Raw genomic sequence first — 18,043 nt, forward strand, 5'->3', positions numbered from 1 at the left:
TTCAGTTGCACCGAGGTGATGCTATCGCAGGCAAGCCAGCTCCCACACAAGCCCGCTCCCACAGAGATACTGCGGGGTGTTACAGGTCGCCGTAGCCCAGGGAACGCAGCGCGCGCTCATCATCGGACCAACCACCTTTAACCTTCACCCACAGGTTAAGCATGATCTTGGAATCAAACAGCAATTCCATATCCTTGCGCGCTTCGGTGCCGATGCGTTTGATGCGCTCGCCCTTGTCGCCAATGATGATTTTCTTCTGGCCGTCACGTTCAACGAGGATCAACGCGTGGATATGCAGGGTTTTGCCCTGCTGCTTGAACTCTTCGATTTCGACGGTGATCTGGTACGGCAGCTCGGCGCCCATCTGGCGCATGATTTTCTCGCGTACCAGTTCAGCGGCCAGGAAACGGCTGCTGCGGTCGGTGATCTGGTCTTCCGGGAAGAAGTGCTCGTTCTCCGGCAGGTGCTCGGCGATCACACGTTCCAGAGCGTCGAGGTTGTGGCCGTGCTGGGCCGAGATCGGGATGATCTGGGCGTTCGGCAGTTGCTCCTGCAGCCAGCTGAGGTGCGGCATCAGCTCAGCCTTGTCTTCGATGCGGTCGGTCTTGTTCAGCGCGACGATCAACGGGCCAGTGACGTACTGCACGCGCTCCAGAACCATTTGGTCTTCGTCGGTCCACTTGGTGCGGTCGACCACGAAGATCACCACGTCGACGTCTTTCAACGCCGCCGAAGCGGTTTTGTTCATGTAGCGGTTCAGCGCCTTCTCGCCACCTTTGTGCATGCCTGGGGTGTCGACGTAGACCGCTTGCACATTGCCTTCGGTCTTGATGCCCAGCATGTTGTGGCGGGTGGTCTGCGGCTTGCGCGAGGTGATCGCCAGCTTCTGGCCGAGGATGTGGTTCAGCAGCGTGGACTTGCCCACGTTCGGGCGGCCGACGATGGCAACATAGCCACAGCGTGTTGCGGTTGAATCAGTCATGGCCATTCTCCACGCCCAGGGCAATCAGTGCTGCAGCGGCCGCTACCTGTTCGGCAATACGACGGCTCACACCCTGACCTCGGCTTTTTTCATTCAATAAGGTGATTTCACATTCCACGAAGAACACGCGGCAATGGGGTTCACCCTGGATATCCACCACTTCGTAACGTGGCAGTTCGCAACCACGCGACTGCAGGTATTCCTGCAGGCGGGTCTTGGGATCTTTGTTGGTGTCGACCAGCGTCAGGCTCTCGATCTCCGACGCCAGCCAGGCGACTACGCGCTCCTTGGCGGTCTCCATGCCTGCATCCAGGTAGATCGCACCGATCAACGCTTCGAGGGCATCGGCCAGGATCGACTCGCGGCGAAAGCCGCCGCTTTTCAGCTCGCCGGACCCCAGGCGCAGGTACTCGCCCAGGCCGAAACCACGGGCCAGCACGGCCAGGGTCTCGCCTTTTACCAGGCGTGCACGCAGGCGTGACAGCTGGCCCTCGCGCGCTTGCGGGAAACGCTCGAACAGCGCCTCACCGGCGGCAAAGTTGAGGATGGCATCACCGAGGAATTCCAGGCGCTCGTTATTGCGCCCTGCAAAGCTGCGGTGTGTGAGGGCAAGGACCATCAATTCCTGGTCCTTGAAGGTGTAGCCGAGCTGGCGCTCGAGACGGCTTAGAGAAACGCTCACGGTTTACCCATTTCTGTTTGGTGGCACCGGCGGCCATCGACGATTGACGCAGTGTTCAAATTCAAATCCTGATTGGTACAGCAAGGAGTTGGGCCAATAATTGTCCCAACCCCAGAAAAGCATTCGGCGCTGTGTTCACAGCGCCGCCTGTATTACTTGATCAGCCCGACCCGCGAGAAGTTCGGCAGGTGGCTGAGCTTGGGTTCCGGCCAGCTCATCCAGACCGCAAAGGCCTTGCCGACAATGTTCTCGTCGGGAACCATGCCCAGCAGGTCCTTGGGGATATTAGGGTCATCCCAATACCGGCTGTCGTTGGAGTTGTCACGGTTGTCGCCCATCATGAAGTAGTGCCCGGCCGGCACTTTCCATTCGGTGTCGGGCGGCGAGCGATAGCGGCTCATTTCCTTGCGGATCTGGTGCTCTACTGCGCCGAGTTTTTCCTGATACAGCTCAGCGCTGCCCAGGGTGTTCGGCTCGGTGCCGATCAACTTCTCGGCTACCGACTCACCATTGACGAACAGGCGCTTGTCGCTGGTGTAGCGAATCACGTCGCCCGGCAGGCCCACGACACGCTTGATGTAGTTGACGTTCGGGTCGCTTGGGTAGCGAAACACCATCACATCGCCGCGCTGCGGGTCACCGACCGGGATGACTTTCTTGTCGAGCACCGGCAGGCGGATCCCGTAGGAGAACTTGTTCACCAGGATGAAGTCGCCCACGTCCAGGGTAGGTTTCATCGACCCCGAAGGGATCTGAAACGGCTCCACCAGGAACGAACGCAGCACCAGCACGATGAACAACACCGGGAAGAACGACTTGCCGTATTCAACCAGCAAAGGCTCTTTGTTCAGTTTCTCGATTGCCACCGCATCGGGCTGGCTGACGCTGCCCTGATACGAGGCGATCGCCGCCCGCCGACGCGGGGCGAAGAACACCAGATCGAGCAACGCCAGGAGACCGCAAACGGCAACGGCGATGACCAGCAACAGCGGGAAATTTAGTGACATAGGACCTAACTATCCAACCTGAGCACTGCAAGGAAGGCTTCTTGTGGAATTTCCACGTTGCCCACTTGCTTCATGCGTTTCTTACCGGCCTTTTGCTTCTCAAGCAGCTTGCGCTTACGGCTTACGTCACCGCCGTAGCATTTGGCCAGTACGTTCTTTCTGAGTGCCTTGACGGAGGTCCGTGCAATGATCTGCCCGCCAATGGCGGCCTGGATCGCGACATCGAACATCTGGCGCGGAATCAGTTCTTTCATCTTTTCGGTCAACTGGCGACCTTTGTAGTGCGCGTTGTCCTTGTGCACGATCAGCGCCAGTGCATCCACCTTGTCGCCGTTGATCAGCACATCCAGTTTCACCAGATTAGCCGATTGGTAACGGTCGAAATGGTAATCCAGCGAAGCATAGCCGCGACTGGTGGATTTGAGACGGTCGAAGAAGTCCAGAACCACTTCGTTCATCGGCAAATCGTAGGTCACTTGCACCTGGGTACCGAGGAACAACATGTCGTGCTGCACGCCACGTTTTTCGATACACAGGGTAATAACGTTGCCCAAGTGCTCTTGCGGAACCAGGATATTGGCCCGCACGATCGGCTCGCGCATGTCTTCGATGGAGGACAGATCCGGAAGCTTGGACGGGTTGTCGACGTAAATCGTTTCACCGGTTTTCAGCGCCAGCTCAAAAATAACCGTCGGCGCCGTGGTGATCAGGTCCAGGTCGTATTCGCGCTCGAGGCGCTCCTGGATGATCTCCATGTGCAGCATGCCCAGGAACCCGCAGCGGAAGCCGAAGCCCAGGGCGTCGGAGCTTTCCGGGGTGTACTGCAACGACGAGTCGTTGAGGGTCAGCTTCTGCAGCGCTTCGCGGAAGTCTTCGAAGTCGTCGGAGCTGACCGGGAACAGGCCGGCGTAAACCTGCGGCTGGATGCGTTTGAAGCCCGGCAGCACGTCGACGTCAGGGGTGGAGCTCAAGGTCAGGGTGTCACCCACTGGCGCACCGTGAATGTCCTTGATACCGGCGATGATGAAGCCCACTTCACCGGCTTTGAGGTCGGTGGTGGCGGTGTGTTTCGGGTTGAATACACCGACGCTGTCCACCAGGTGGATCTTGCCGGTGGATTTGACCAGGATCTTGTCGCCCTTCTTCACACGGCCGTGGCGCACGCGTACCAGGGAAACAACGCCCAGGTAGTTGTCGAACCAGGAGTCGATGATCAACGCTTGCAGCGGATCTTCGTAGTTGCCGGTAGGCGCAGGAATGGTCTTGACCAGGCGCTCGAGCACTTCGTCAACGCCCAGGCCGGTCTTGGCGCTGCACTCGACGGCGTCGGTGGCGTCAATGCCGATGATTTTTTCGATTTCTTCTTTAACGCGGTCAGGATCGGCCTGGGGCAGGTCGATCTTGTTCAGTACCGGCATGACCTCAAGGCCCTGCTCGATCGCGGTGTAGCAGTTGGCCACGGACTGGGCTTCAACACCCTGGCCGGCATCGACCACCAGCAAGGCACCTTCACAGGCGGCCAGCGAACGGCTGACTTCGTAGGTGAAGTCAACGTGGCCAGGGGTGTCAATGAAGTTCAGCTGGTACTTGATACCGTCTTTTGCGGTGTAGTACAGGGTAACGCTGTGGGCCTTGATGGTGATGCCGCGCTCGCGCTCGAGGTCCATGGAGTCCAGGACCTGGGCTTCCATTTCACGCTCGGCAAGGCCGCCGCACATCTGGATGAATCGATCGGCCAGCGTCGACTTACCATGGTCAATGTGGGCGATGATGGAGAAATTGCGGATATGACTCAAATCACTCACGGATCAACACTCAAAAAGGCTGCAGGCAGATTGCCCGCTGAAAAATAGCCGGGAATTGTACCTGATGCTCGGGCCGGGCGTCATCTTTGCTGACCAGAACAAAAATGCCCCGGTCATATGAGCGGGGCATTTTTTGTGCATAAGCGCGGTATCAACCGGCCCGGCGCAACAGCCAGAACCCGGCCACGGCGCAGACCGCCGTCGGTACCAGCACCGCAAACAGCGGCGAGAAACCGAATACCAGGCTCGACGGGCCAAGCAGGTCCTGGGCGATGCGGAAGGTAAAGCCCACCAGCACGCCGGTAAACACACGCTGGCCGAGCGTTACCGAACGCAGCGGGCCGAAGATGAACGAAATAGCCATCAGCACCAGCGCGGCGGTGACCAGCGGCTGCAACACCTTGACCCAAAATGCCAACCAGTAACGGCCATTGTTCAGGCCCTGATCCTTGAGGTAGTGGATGTAACTCCACAAACCGGAGATCGGCAGGCTTTCCGGGATCATGACCACGGTATTGAGCAGTTCCGGCTTCAGGGCAATGTCCCACTGTTCAGACGGCACATTGATCACTTCGGTGTAGGCCTTGATGCCCTGCCCCACATTACGGAAATACGTCGTGGTGACATCGTACAGCTCCCATTTCCCCTCGTCGTACTGCGCACGCTTGGAGAAACTGGAGGTCAGCATATGCCGCTCTTTGTCGAACGTATAACGCGTCACACCCACCAGCAAACCGCCCGGTTGCACGGCGTTGATGTGAATAAACTCATCACCCTGGCGGTGCCACAGGCCGTGCTTGGCGCTCTGCGCATCCCCCGAACCCTGGGCCAGGGCTCGATTGGCCTGGGCCGTGGCTTCGGTCGGTGGTGCTACGTACTCGCCGATCAGCACACTGCACGCCATCAGCAACAGCATGGGTTTCATGACGGCCCAGACGATGCGGCCGATGGAAACGCCCGCCGCTCGCATAATGGTCAATTCGCTGCTGCTGGCCAGGCTGCCCAGGCCGATCAGGCAGCCGATCAGCGCCGCCATCGGCATCATGTCGTAGAGGCGACGCGGTGCGGTCAGCGCCACGTAGCTCAATACGTGGGTGACGGTATAGGTGTCGGTGACGTTGCCCACTTCATCAATAAAGGCAAACAGGCAAGCCAGGCCAAGGATGATGCCCAATACCGCCAGGATGGCGATCAGTACGCTGCTACCAATGTAGCGGTCGAGCTTAGCCACGAGCCAACTCCTTCAGGCCACGACGGCTCTTCATTTTCAAACGGATAGGTTCCCAGTAGAGCAGCCCCAGGCCGATCACCAGGAAGATCCCGTGCACCCACCACAGGCCCAGGGTTGGCGACAGCTTGCCCTTCTCCAGGGAGCCACGGGCGGAAATCAGGATGGTCAGGTAAGCCATGTACAAAAGGATCGCCGGCAACAGCTTGAGGAAGCGGCCCTGGCGCGGGTTGACGCGCGACAGCGGCACCGCCATCAACGTCACGATGAACACCAGCAGCGGCAGGGAGAGTCGCCATTGCAGCTCGGCAACGGAGCGCAGCTCGGGATTACCGATCAGCGATAGCGTCGGCAGTGCATCGCGGTCGGTGACCTCTTCACTGATGTCAGGCTTGGCCAGCATTACGCCATAAGTGTCGTATTTGACCGCCCGGTATTCCGCCAGCCCAGGGCTGCCGTCGTAGCGGTAGCCATTTTCCAGGATCAGGTAGCGGTTACCGTCAGGGCGTATTTCCTGGCGCCCGCTGTTGGCTACCAGAATCGAAATACCGCGGTCCTTCTGGTTCAGGCCGAGGTTTTTCTGCGAGATGAACACACCGCCAAGGTTAGAGCGGTCGTCGGTCATGGTTTCGGTATAGGTGACCCGCGTGCCGTCGTTGAGCGCCTGGAAGCGCCCGGGCTCCAGGGTATCGAACTCGGTCATCGCGTCCTGCTTGTTCAGCAGCAGCTGGAACTGCATGGCGCCCTGGGGCGCCAGGCTCATGCTCAACCAGGCCACCACCAGCGCAACGCCGGTGGCCGGCACCATGGTCATGGCCAGCAGACGCTGCTGGCTCATGCCGGTGGCCGAAAGCACGGTCATTTCACTTTCAAGGTAAAGCCGGCCATAAGCCAGCAGGATGCCGAGAAACAGGCCAAGCGGCAGGATCAGCTGCAAAAAACCCGGCAGGCGAAAGCCCATGATCAGGAACAACGAGCCCGGATCCAGGGCGCCCGAGGCCGCCTGAGCGAGGAATTTGACGAAACGACCACTCATGGTGATGACCAGCAATACCGCACTCACGGCACTCAGGGTCAACAGGACTTCGCGGGACAGATAACGGAAGACGATCAAACCAGACACTCCAGGGTTGTCAGGCTAAGGCGGCCAAACAAGCAAGCATACCGAGTCGACCCACATGCACGGGCCGGCTAAAAAGATTGCGCATTATCCTGTGATTGACCGCGCCTGTCACGGTGCTTGCTCATACGCGCGCACAAAGCGTGCTGCAAGGGTTGTCAGGCTGCTCTGGCGAGGTTCAAACTGCGGCCTTTGTCGCGGGCGGTTTACAAAGCTGCCAAGCATCAAAGCCTGCGTACAGACGCCAGGCTCACAGACCTTAAATAAGGGACCCGAAAATGGAATTGGTTGTAAAAAGCGTTAGCCCCGAAACGTTGAAAACCGCCACCCTCGTGGTCGCCGTCGGCGAAGGGCGCAAGCTCGGCGTCGCCGCCAAGCAACTGGACGAACTGAGCGGCGGCGCCATCAGCGCGGTCCTCAAGCGCGGCGACCTGGCCGGCAAAGTCGGCCAAAGCCTGCTGCTGCAAAGCCTGCCCAACCTCAAAGCCGACCGTGTATTGCTGGTGGGCGTGGGCAAGGACGCCGAACTGGGCGACCGCCCGTTCCGCAAAATCATCAGCGGTATCCTCACCACTCTTAAAGGCCTGGGCGGCACCGATGCGGCGCTGGCCCTCGATGAAATCGTAGTAAAAGGCCGCGACAGCTACGGCAAGACCCGCCTGCTGGCCGAAAGCCTGGTGGACGGCGGTTACGTCTTCGACCAGTTCAAGAGCCAGAAGGCCGAACCGCGCGCCATCAAGAAAATCACCCTGCTGACCATCAAAGCCGCCCAGGCTGAAGTCGAGCGCGCCGTCACCCACGCCACCGCCATCGCCAACGGCATGTCGTTTACCCGTGACCTGGGCAACCTGCCGCCGAACATCTGCCACCCAACCTACCTGGGCGAACAAGCCAAGGCGCTGGGCAAGGAGTTCAAGGGCCTGAAGGTTGAAGTGCTGGACGAGAAGAAGATCAAGGAACTGGGCATGGGCTCGTTCTATGCCGTGGGCCAGGGCAGCGACCAGCCGCCACGCCTGATCGTGATGCAATACAACGGCGGCAAGAAGTCCGAGAAGCCTTACGCGCTGGTCGGCAAAGGCATCACCTTCGACACCGGCGGCATCAGCCTCAAGCCGGGCGCCGGCATGGACGAAATGAAATACGACATGGGCGGCGCCGCCAGCGTGTTCGGCACCCTGCGTGCCGTGCTGGAACTCAAGCTGCCGATCAACCTGGTGTGCATCCTGGCCTGCGCCGAGAACATGCCGAGCGGTGGTGCTGCACGCCCGGGCGACATCGTCACCACCATGAGCGGCCAGACTGTCGAGATCCTCAACACCGACGCCGAAGGCCGTCTGGTGCTGTGCGATGCCCTCACCTACGCCGAACGCTTCAAGCCACAGGCCGTGATCGACATTGCCACCCTGACCGGTGCCTGCGTGGTCGCCCTGGGCGCTCACACCTCGGGCCTGCTGGGTAACAACGACGAGTTGATCGAGCAACTGCTCAGCGCCGGCAAGGCTGCCGACGACCGCGCCTGGCAACTGCCGCTGTTCGACGAGTACCAGGAACAACTGGACAGCCCGTTCGCCGACATCGCCAACATCGGCGGCCCAAAAGCCGGCACCATCACCGCCGCCTGCTTCCTGTCGCGCTTCGCCAAGAACTTCAACTGGGCGCACCTGGACATCGCCGGCACGGCCTGGACCAGCGGCGGCAAGGACAAGGGCGCCAGTGGCCGTCCGGTTCCTCTGTTGACCCAGTACCTGCTGGATCGCGCCAAAGCCTGAAACTGAAGATTCCGGGGCGGCCTTCACGGCGCCCCGGTCTCAGGAACCGCAATGACCCAAGTCGACTTCTATATATTGCCCAGCGCCGATCCCTCTGCGCGCCTGGACTTTGCCTGCAAACTTACCGAAAAAGCCTGGCGCATGGGCCACCGCATCTACCTGCATTGCAGCGATGCCGCTCAGCGTGAAGACCTTGACGCCCGCCTGTGGCGCTTCAAGGGCGAAAGCTTCGTGCCCCACGGCCCCGCCGAGTCCGAACCCGAAGGCCTGATTGTGCTGGGTTTGGGCGACAACTGCGGCGATCACCAAGACCTGCTGGTGAACCTCGACCTGAAAGTACCGGCCTTTGCCAAGGCTTTTGCCCGCGTGGCGGAAGTGGTGGTCGAAGACCCGGCTATTCGTCAGGCCGCGCGGGAGAGTTTCCGTTTCTACCGCGAACAGGGCTATCCTCTGCAAGATCACCGGCTACAACGACTTTGAGCACACGATGGACACTCCAAACCCGCTGAAAAAAGACGACCACTTGCTGGACGACCTGGAGTCGATCCGTCAATTGCTCGGTGATGATGAGTTGCAACCGCCGCTGCTGACCGAATCGGTCGAGGGCGAGGTACAGATTCCGCTGTTGTTCGACATGGTCGGTGGCAAACCTGCCGCACCTGAACCTGTCACACCAGCCCCCGCTGCCGAACCGGCACCCGCCGCAGAAAAAGCCCCCGACGCGTTGCTGCTGCACCTGGACAATGAACTGCGTGCCGCCGCGCAACTGATCATGCAGGATGTGATCGACGACTTTGCTCCGCATATTGAAGCCGAGATCAAACGGCGGATGGATGCGCGGATGGAGCGGTTGCTCAGCCAATACCAGTCCTGAGCCAGGATGCCTGTCCAGAATGCCTATGTCGCGATGCGGTCGGTGCCAAGGAGGGCATGCATCCACTCACATCATGACATGACCACCTGTCGTAACTGGTATTTCTAACAGTAGATGCACCAGCGATTTTGGACAAAGCTCATCTGAAATTATTCCTTGTCGGAGATTTAGATGATGGGCGTTCCTACTCAATTTTATCCAATTACCGAATGGACACCTGCGCAATTCCCGATTTTCTTCGGCGAAGGAATTCCAGGCCAGCCTGTCACCATATGCCAATCAAATACCGGTCTAGTCGTTGCACAAACAACCGTCGATGAAAACGGTAACTGGCTGACTCAATCCGATATAGCGCTACCTTTGGGCCCCTATTCTGTCTCCGCCTATTACGACCTGAGCCAAGGGTATGCACCCAATCTTGCCTTTCACGTTGGCGACCCTTCTCCAATGGCAGGAAACGGCCCCTCCGAGTCAGATAACTCCCCCGTTCTCACCAGCCTGACTATCGTTGACTCCCTTCGTCCATGGCTTACAGGGACGGCTCCACCGAATGCGACGGTCGTGATTGCCCATTCGGGTGGCAGCGTTTACTACGCTTCAGTGGGTGCGGACAGTAATGGCTATTGGGAAGCCACGCCGACTACTGACCTTGTCGTTGATGCCAATAACTGGGTAGACCTTGCTCTAATCGCGAAAGATGCCGAGGGCAAAGCCTTATCGTCTTGGGTGGGTGTGCAGTTGACGGTTTTATTGACGAGCACTGGGGGCGGCGCCATGGCCGATGGCACCCCACCTGTCATCAACAGCCCGGCCAACAACAGCTCCGTCCAGGCACTCCGACCAACATTCACCGGCAAAGCCGCGCCCAACGCCAGGATTGGTGTGCACAATGATGCCGTCAACGTCTACTACGGCGATTGTTATGCCGACGCCAACGGCAACTGGACCTACCCATTTCCTCAAGATCTTGCTCCTGGCCAGGTCACGTTGAAGTTCGGCCAGTTCAGTCAATCCGCTAGGCTATCGGCCGATACGGCCCATACGCTTAACATCGCACTATCTGGTTCTGGCAACGCCCTGCCGCCGGGCAGCGCGCCTCAACTCACCAGCCCCACCACCGTCAACTCACTGCGTCCCTTACTGACCGGCAAAGCGGCGCCCAATGCCATCGTCTACGTTTATCTTGAAGGCGGCAGCGTGTTGTTTGGCAAACCTCAAGCTGACAGCAACGGTGATTGGCAACTGCAACTGAGTCAGGACATCTACTCCAGCTCGACGCCGCTGTCCCTGGCGGAATTCAATGCCAACGGTGCTCTGATGTCTGGCTGGACAGCAGTTACCCTGACCATGAGCACTGCACCCACCAGTAACGCCTTGCCTTCCGGCAGCCCTCCTCAACTCACCAGCCCCACCACCGTCAACTCACTGCGTCCCTTACTGACCGGCAAAGCGGCGCCCAATGCCATCGTCTACGTTTATCTTGAAGGCGGCAGCGTGTTGTTTGGCAAACCTCAAGCTGACAGCAACGGTGATTGGCAACTGCAACTGAGTCAGGACATCTACTCCAGCTCGACGCCGCTGTCCCTGGCGGAATTCAATGCCAACGGTGCTCTGATGTCTGGCTGGACAGCAGTTACCCTGACCATGAGCACTGGGGGCGGCGCCATGGCCGATGGCACCCCACCTGTCATCAACAGCCCGGCCAACAACAGCTCCGTCCAGACAGTCCGACCAACATTCACCGGCAAAGCCGCGCCCAACGCCAGGATTGGTGTACACAATGATGCCGTCAACGTCTACTACGGCGATTGTTATGCCGACGCCAACGGCAACTGGACCTACCCATTTCCTCAAGATCTTGCTCCTGGCCAGGTCACGTTGAAGTTCGGCCAGTTCAGTCAATCCGCTAGGCTATCGGCCGATACGGCCCATACGCTTAACATCGCACTATCTGGTTCTGGCAACGCCCTGCCGCCGGGCAGCGCGCCTCAACTCACCAGCCCCACCACCGTCAACTCACTGCGTCCCTTACTGACCGGCAAAGCGGCGCCCAATGCCATCGTCTACGTTTATCTTGAAGGCGGCAGCGTGTTGTTTGGCAAACCTCAAGCTGACAGCAACGGTGATTGGCAACTGCAACTGAGTCAGGACATCTACTCCAGCTCGACGCCGCTGTCCCTGGCGGAATTCAATGCCAACGGTGCTCTGATGTCTGGCTGGACAGCAGTTACCCTGACCATGAGCACTGGGGGCGGCGCCATGGCCGATGGCACCCCACCTGTCATCAACAGCCCGGCCAACAACAGCTCCGTCCAGACAGTCCGACCAACATTCACCGGCAAAGCCGCGCCCAACGCCAGGATTGGTGTACACAATGATGCCGTCAACGTCTACTACGGCGATTGTTATGCCGACGCCAACGGCAACTGGACCTACCCATTTCCTCAAGATCTTGCTCCTGGCCAGGTCACGTTGAAGTTCGGCCAGTTCAGTCAATCCGCTAGGCTATCGGCCGATACGGCCCATACGCTTAACATCGCACTATCTGGTTCTGGCAACGCCCTGCCGCCGGGCAGCGCGCCTCAACTCACCAGCCCCACCACCGTCAACTCACTGCGCCCCTTGCTGACCGGCAAAGCCGCGCCCAATGCCATCGTCTATGTTTATCTTGAAGGCGGCAGCGTGTTGTTTGGCAAACCTCAAGCTGACAGCAACGGTGATTGGCAACTGCAACTGAGTCAGGACATCTACTCCAGCTCGACGCCGCTGTCCCTGGCGGAATTCAATGCCAACGGTGCTCTGATGTCTGGCTGGACAGCAGTTACCCTGACCATGAGCACTGGGGGCGGCGCCATGGCCGATGGCACCCCACCTGTCATCAACAGCCCGGCCAACAACAGCTCCGTCCAGACAGTCCGACCAACATTCACCGGCAAAGCCGCGCCCAACGCCAGGATTGGTGTACACAATGATGCCGTCAACGTCTACTACGGCGATTGTTATGCCGACGCCAACGGCAACTGGACCTACCCATTTCCTCAAGATCTTGCTCCTGGCCAGGTCACGTTGAAGTTCGGCCAGTTCAGTCAATCCGCTAGGCTATCGGCCGATACGGCCCATACGCTTAACATCGCACTATCTGGTTCTGGCAACGCCCTGCCGCCGGGCAGCGCGCCTCAACTCACCAGCCCCACCACCGTCAACTCACTGCGTCCCTTACTGACCGGCAAAGCGGCGCCCAATGCCATCGTCTACGTTTATCTTGAAGGCGGCAGCGTGTTGTTTGGCAAACCTCAAGCTGACAGCAACGGTGATTGGCAACTGCAACTGAGTCAGGACATCTACTCCAGCTCGACGCCACTGGCCCTGGCGGAGTTCAATGCCAACGGTGCTCTGATGTCTGGCTGGACAGCCGTTACCCTGACCATGAGCGCTGCACCCACCAGTAACGCCTTGCCTTCCGGCAGCGCGCCTCAACTCACCAGCCCCACCACCGTCAACTCACTGCGTCCCTTACTGACCGGCAAAGCGGCGCCCAATGCCATCGTCTACGTTTATCTTGAAGGCGGCAGCGTGTTGTTTGGCAAACCTCAAGCTGACAGCAACGGTGATTGGCAACTGCAACTGAGTCAGGACATCTACTCCAGCTCGACGCCGCTGTCCCTGGCGGAATTCAATGCCAACGGTGCTCTGATGTCTGGCTGGACAGCAGTTACCCTGACCATGAGCACTGGGGGCGGCGCCATGGCCGATGGCACCCCACCTGTCATCAACAGCCCGGCCAACAACAGCTCCGTCCAGACAGTCCGACCAACATTCACCGGCAAAGCCGCGCCCAACGCCAGGATTGGTGTACACAATGATGCCGTCAACGTCTACTACGGCGATTGTTATGCCGACGCCAACGGCAACTGGACCTACCCATTTCCTCAAGATCTTGCTCCTGGCCAGGTCACGTTGAAGTTCGGCCAGTTCAGTCAATCCGCTAGGCTATCGGCCGATACGGCCCATACGCTTAACATCGCACTATCTGGTTCTGGCAACGCCCTGCCGCCGGGCAGCGCGCCTCAACTCACCAGCCCCACCACCGTCAACTCACTGCGTCCCTTACTGACCGGCAAAGCGGCGCCCAATGCCATCGTCTACGTTTATCTTGAAGGCGGCAGCGTGTTGTTTGGCAAACCTCAAGCTGACAGCAACGGTGATTGGCAACTGCAACTGAGTCAGGACATCTACTCCAGCTCGACGCCACTGGCCCTGGCGGAGTTCAATGCCAACGGTGCTCTGATGTCTGGCTGGACAGCCGTTACCCTGACCATGAGCGCTGCACCCACCAGTAACGCCTTGCCTTCCGGCAGCGCGCCTCAACTCACCAGCCCCACCACCGTCAACTCACTGCGCCCCTTGCTGACCGGCAAAGCCGCGCCCAATGCCATCGTCTATGTTTATCTTGAAGGCGGCAGCGTGTTGTTTGGCAAACCTCAAGCTGACAGCAACGGTGATTGGCAACTGCAACTGAGTCAGGACATCTACTCCAGCTCGACGCCGCTGTCCCTGGCGGAATTCAATGCCAACGGTGCTCTGATGTCTGGCTGGACAGCAGTTACCCTGACCATGAGCACTGGGGGCGGCGCCATGGCCGATGGCACCCCACCTGTCATCAACAGCCCGGCCAACAACAGCTCCGTCCAGACAGTCCGACCAACATTCACCGGCAAAGCCGCGCCCAACGCCAGGATTGGTGTACACAATGATGCCGTCAACGTCTACTACGGCGATTGTTATGCCGACGCCAACGGCAACTGGACCTACCCATTTCCTCAAGATCTTGCTCCTGGCCAGGTCACGTTGAAGTTCGGCCAGTTCAGTCAATCCGCTAGGCTATCGGCCGATACGGCCCATACGCTTAACATCGCACTATCTGGTTCTGGCAACGCCCTGCCGCCGGGCAGCGCGCCTCAACTCACCAGCCCCACCACCGTCAACTCACTGCGCCCCTTGCTGACCGGCAAAGCGGCGCCCAATGCCATCGTCTACGTTTATCTTGAAGGCGGCAGCGTGTTGTTTGGCAAACCTCAAGCTGACAGCAACGGTGATTGGCAACTGCAACTGAGTCAGGACATCTACTCCAGCTCGACGCCGCTGTCCCTGGCGGAATTCAATGCCAACGGTGCTCTGATGTCTGGCTGGACAGCAGTTACCCTGACCATGAGCAAGACATAAACCAGTCTGGTCGCACGGTACCTGGTGACGCGCGAAGCGCAATGACTCAGCGTGCGATACCAGCGACCAAGCGCCCATTTCACGGGGCTAAAGCGGTCTGAACGGCAGCGTATTGCCAGAATGGGCTTACGTAACAATTACCCCCGCTCAAAAACATAGTGCCAGCCTATGTAAACCACATCGAGTTCAACTGGGTGATGCAGTTTTTTACATCGCCCATCACCTCGCCCTACGCGCGCTGGCTCATCCCCGCTATACTTCCCGGCTTTTCCTGAATAAATGCCAATAGGGTCCCGCCGCGCATGGATAAGACCTACCAGCCGCACGCCATTGAAACTTCCTGGTACAACACTTGGGAGTCCGAGAACTATTTCGCCCCGCAAGGTGCGGGCGAGTCCTACACCATCATGATTCCGCCACCGAACGTCACTGGCAGCCTGCACATGGGCCATGGCTTCAACAATGCGATCATGGATGCGTTGATCCGTTTCCGCCGCATGCAGGGCCGTAACACCCTGTGGCAACCGGGCACCGACCACGCCGGTATCGCCACGCAGATGCTGGTGGAACGCCAGCTCGAAGCCACCGGCCAAAACCGTCACGACCTGGGTCGCGAAAAATTCCTGGAGAAGATCTGGGAGTGGAAAGACCAGTCCGGCGGCAATATCAGCCGTCAGATCCGTCGCCTGGGTTCGTCTGTGGACTGGAGCCGCGAGCGCTTCACCATGGACGACGGCCTGTCGGAATCGGTGAAAGAAGCCTTCGTGCGCCTGCACGAAGACGGCCTGATCTACCGCGGCAAGCGCCTGGTCAACTGGGACACCAAGTTGCACACGGCCATTTCCGACCTCGAAGTGGAAAACCACGACGAGAAAGGCTTCCTGTGGAACCTCAAGTACCCGCTGGCCGATGGCGCCAAGACCGCTGAGGGCAACGACTACCTGATCGTCGCCACTACCCGTCCGGAAACCATGCTCGGAGACGCCGCCGTGGCGGTTAACCCGAACGATGAACGCTACCAGGCACTGATCGGCAAATTCGTCGAGCTGCCATTGGTCGGCCGTCGTATCCCGATCATCGCGGACGACTACTGCGACCCTGAATTCGGCACCGGCTGCGTGAAAATCACCCCGGCCCACGATTTCAACGACTACGAAGTCGGCAAGCGCCACAACCTGCCGCTGTTGAACATCTTCGACAAAAACGCCGCCGTATTGCCGGCCTGTCAGGTGTTCAATCTGGACGGCACGCTGAACGATAGCATCGACGGCAAGATCCCGGCCGAATACGCCGGCCTCGACCGTTTCGAAGCGCGCAAGCAGATCGTGGCCGCCTTTGACGCTGCCGGCTTGCTGGTGAGCGTTGACGACCACGGCCTCAAAGTGCCGAAGGGCGACCGTTCCGGCACCATCATCGAGCCGTGGCTGACCGACCAGTGGTACGTGTCCACCAAACCGCTGGCCGAGCCTGCGATTGCTGCCGTGGAAGACGGCCGCATCCAGTTCGTGCCTAAACAGTACGAAAACATGTACTTCTCGTGGATGCGCGATATCCAGGATTGGTGCATCAGCCGTCAACTGTGGTGGGGCCATCGCATTCCGGCCTGGTACGACGAGTCGGGCAAAGTCTATGTAGGCCGCGACGAAGCCGAAGTGCGCGCCAAGCACAACCTCGGCCCGGACGTTGCGCTGCAACAGGACAACGACGTACTGGACACCTGGTTCAGCTCCGGCCTGTGGACCTTCTCCACCCTGGGCTGGCCGCAGCAGACCGAGTTCCTGAAGAAATTCCACTCCACCGATGTACTGGTGACCGGCTTCGACATTATTTTCTTCTGGGTTGCCCGGATGATCATGCTGACCATGCACCTGGTGAAGAACGAGGACGGCACCCCGCAAGTACCGTTCAAGACCGTGTACGTGCACGGCCTGGTGCGTGATGGCCAGGGCCAGAAGATGTCCAAGTCCAAAGGCAACGTCCTGGACCCGCTGGACATCATCGACGGCATCGACCTGGAAACCCTGGTGCAGAAACGCACCTCGGGCCTGATGCAGCCAAAACTGGCCAAAAAGATCGAGAAGCAGACCCGCGACGAGTTTGCCGATGGCATTGCCAGCTACGGCACCGACGCCCTGCGTTTCACGTTCTGCTCGCTGGCGTCCACCGGTCGCGACATCAAGTTCGACATGGGCCGCGTCGAAGGCTATCGCAACTTCTGCAACAAGATCTGGAACGCTGCACGTTACGTGCTGGATAAAGGCGAAGACTGCGGCCAGAACGGCGAAGCCTATGAGCTGAGCCTGGCTGATCGCTGGATCATCTCGCAGCTGCAGCGCACCGAAGCCGAAGTTACCCGCCAGCTCGACCAGTTCCGTTTCGACCTCGCCGCCCAGGCCTTGTACGAGTTCATCTGGAACCAGTATTGCGACTGGTACCTGGAACTGTCCAAGCCGGTACTGTGGGACGAAAACTCGCCGATCGAACGCCAGCGCGGCACCCGCCGCACCCTGGTGCGCGTACTCGAAGTGGCGCTGCGTCTGGCGCACCCGTTCATGCCGTTCATCACCGAAGAGATCTGGCAGCGCATCGCGCCGCTGGCCGGTATCGAAGGCAAGACCATCATGCTGCAACCTTGGCCGGTGGCCAATGAAGCGCGCATCGATGAAGCGGCCGAAAGTGATATCGAATGGCTCAAGACCCTGATGATGGGCACGCGTAACATCCGTGCCGAAATGAACATCGGGCCGGGCAAGCCGTTGGCAGTGTTTGTGAAGAACGCCAGCAGCGAAGATCAGCGTCGCCTCAGCGAGAACGACGCACTGCTCAAGAAGCTGGCGAAGCTGGAGTCGATCACGGTATTGGCTGACGGCGCCGAAGCACCGCTGTCCGCGACCGCGCTGGTCGGCGAGATGGAAGTGCTGGTGCCGATGGCCGGCCTGATCGACAAAGGCGCGGAATTGGCCCGTCTCGATAAGGAAATCCTGCGCCTGCAAGGCGAAGTGCAGCGAGTGGGCGGCAAGCTGTCCAACGCGGCGTTCGTCGACAAGGCGCCGGCGGAGGTGATCGATAAGGAGCGCGCCAAGTTGGCTGAAGCTGAACAGGCTCAGGGCAAGTTGGCGGAGCAACGCAGTCGGATTGCCAGCTTGTAAGTCAATGCTGGAATAAAAAGAGAGACCTTCGGGTCTCTTTTTTTGCGCAAAATTAACTGGTCTAACTATGGAGACACTTAAGCGCGAAAAGTTATAAAAAACTGTCAACATTGACAGTATCAACCCACTGGAAAGCGGCATTACTCTGAAACAAAGCTCTCTGCCGTGCATCATTTTGAAGCACGGAGGCAGCCTACTTTTTAA

Annotated in this window: 11 protein-coding genes; 5 read left to right on the forward strand and 6 right to left on the reverse strand. The window is 59.2% G+C overall.

From position 1 onward, the window contains the following. Window positions 1–79: 79 nt before the first annotated feature. The 6 genes from era to lptF form a co-directional block, all read right to left on the reverse strand. Window positions 80–982, reverse strand: coding sequence for a GTPase Era (gene era / locus ACQY47_RS09185; RefSeq protein WP_016978271.1), 903 nt, complete (start codon window positions 980–982; stop codon window positions 80–82). Further along, window positions 975–1,664: a ribonuclease III gene (gene rnc, locus ACQY47_RS09190; RefSeq protein ID WP_017136295.1), complete on the reverse strand. Its 690-nt coding sequence runs from the start codon at window positions 1,662–1,664 to the stop codon at window positions 975–977. The genes era and rnc overlap by 8 nt, the downstream gene beginning before the upstream one ends. Window positions 1,665–1,816: 152 nt before the next feature. Next, window positions 1,817–2,671 (reverse strand): signal peptidase I, encoded by an 855-nt coding sequence (gene lepB, locus ACQY47_RS09195; protein ID WP_017136294.1) that lies wholly within the window; start codon window positions 2,669–2,671, stop codon window positions 1,817–1,819. 5 nt (window positions 2,672–2,676) lie between these two features. Then, window positions 2,677–4,476 carry a translation elongation factor 4 gene (gene lepA, locus ACQY47_RS09200; RefSeq protein ID WP_003210439.1) on the reverse strand — a complete coding sequence of 600 codons (1,800 nt, stop codon included), beginning with the start codon at window positions 4,474–4,476 and terminating at the stop codon, window positions 2,677–2,679. Between the two features lie 151 nt (window positions 4,477–4,627). Next, window positions 4,628–5,707, reverse strand: coding sequence for an LPS export ABC transporter permease LptG (gene lptG, locus ACQY47_RS09205; protein ID WP_017136293.1), 1,080 nt, complete (start codon window positions 5,705–5,707; stop codon window positions 4,628–4,630). Further along, a complete protein-coding gene (gene lptF, locus ACQY47_RS09210; RefSeq protein WP_017136292.1) occupies window positions 5,700–6,818 on the reverse strand; it encodes an LPS export ABC transporter permease LptF in 1,119 nt (372 codons plus the stop codon). Before lptF ends, lptG begins: the two co-directional genes overlap by 8 nt. Window positions 6,819–7,102: 284 nt before the next feature. Between lptF and ACQY47_RS09215 the strand changes: the two genes are divergently transcribed. From ACQY47_RS09215 to ACQY47_RS09235, 5 genes are all read left to right on the forward strand, one after another. Then, complete coding sequence (locus tag ACQY47_RS09215; protein WP_395600281.1) at window positions 7,103–8,593, forward strand: leucyl aminopeptidase; 1,491 nt, start codon at window positions 7,103–7,105, stop codon at window positions 8,591–8,593. Window positions 8,594–8,644: 51 nt separating this feature from the next. Continuing rightward, complete coding sequence (locus ACQY47_RS09220; protein ID WP_017136290.1) at window positions 8,645–9,073, forward strand: DNA polymerase III subunit chi; 429 nt, start codon at window positions 8,645–8,647, stop codon at window positions 9,071–9,073. A gap of 7 nt (window positions 9,074–9,080) precedes the next feature. Beyond that, window positions 9,081–9,467 (forward strand): DNA polymerase III subunit chi, encoded by a 387-nt coding sequence (locus ACQY47_RS09225; RefSeq protein ID WP_428556979.1) that lies wholly within the window; start codon window positions 9,081–9,083, stop codon window positions 9,465–9,467. Window positions 9,468–10,028: 561 nt separating this feature from the next. Next, complete coding sequence (locus ACQY47_RS09230) at window positions 10,029–14,690, forward strand: hypothetical protein (RefSeq protein ID WP_428556980.1); 4,662 nt, start codon at window positions 10,029–10,031, stop codon at window positions 14,688–14,690. Between the two features lie 302 nt (window positions 14,691–14,992). Continuing rightward, window positions 14,993–17,839 (forward strand): valine--tRNA ligase, encoded by a 2,847-nt coding sequence (locus ACQY47_RS09235; protein WP_078827789.1) that lies wholly within the window; start codon window positions 14,993–14,995, stop codon window positions 17,837–17,839. Window positions 17,840–18,043: the final 204 nt, after the last annotated feature.

The organism is Pseudomonas edaphica, assembly GCF_965277385.1.
Lineage (GTDB): Bacteria > Pseudomonadota > Gammaproteobacteria > Pseudomonadales > Pseudomonadaceae > Aquipseudomonas > Aquipseudomonas edaphica.

Coding starts and splice junctions, on each gene's coding strand:
- ACQY47_RS09215 (WP_395600281.1), top strand. CDS start 7,103: ATGGAATTGGTTGTAAAAAGCGTTAGCCCCGAAACGTTGAAAACCGCC.
- lepB (WP_017136294.1), bottom strand. CDS start 2,671: ATGTCACTAAATTTCCCGCTGTTGCTGGTCATCGCCGTTGCCGTTTGC.
- ACQY47_RS09235 (WP_078827789.1), top strand. CDS start 14,993: ATGGATAAGACCTACCAGCCGCACGCCATTGAAACTTCCTGGTACAAC.
- ACQY47_RS09225 (WP_428556979.1), top strand. CDS start 9,081: ATGGACACTCCAAACCCGCTGAAAAAAGACGACCACTTGCTGGACGAC.
- era (WP_016978271.1), bottom strand. CDS start 982: ATGACTGATTCAACCGCAACACGCTGTGGCTATGTTGCCATCGTCGGC.
- ACQY47_RS09220 (WP_017136290.1), top strand. CDS start 8,645: ATGACCCAAGTCGACTTCTATATATTGCCCAGCGCCGATCCCTCTGCG.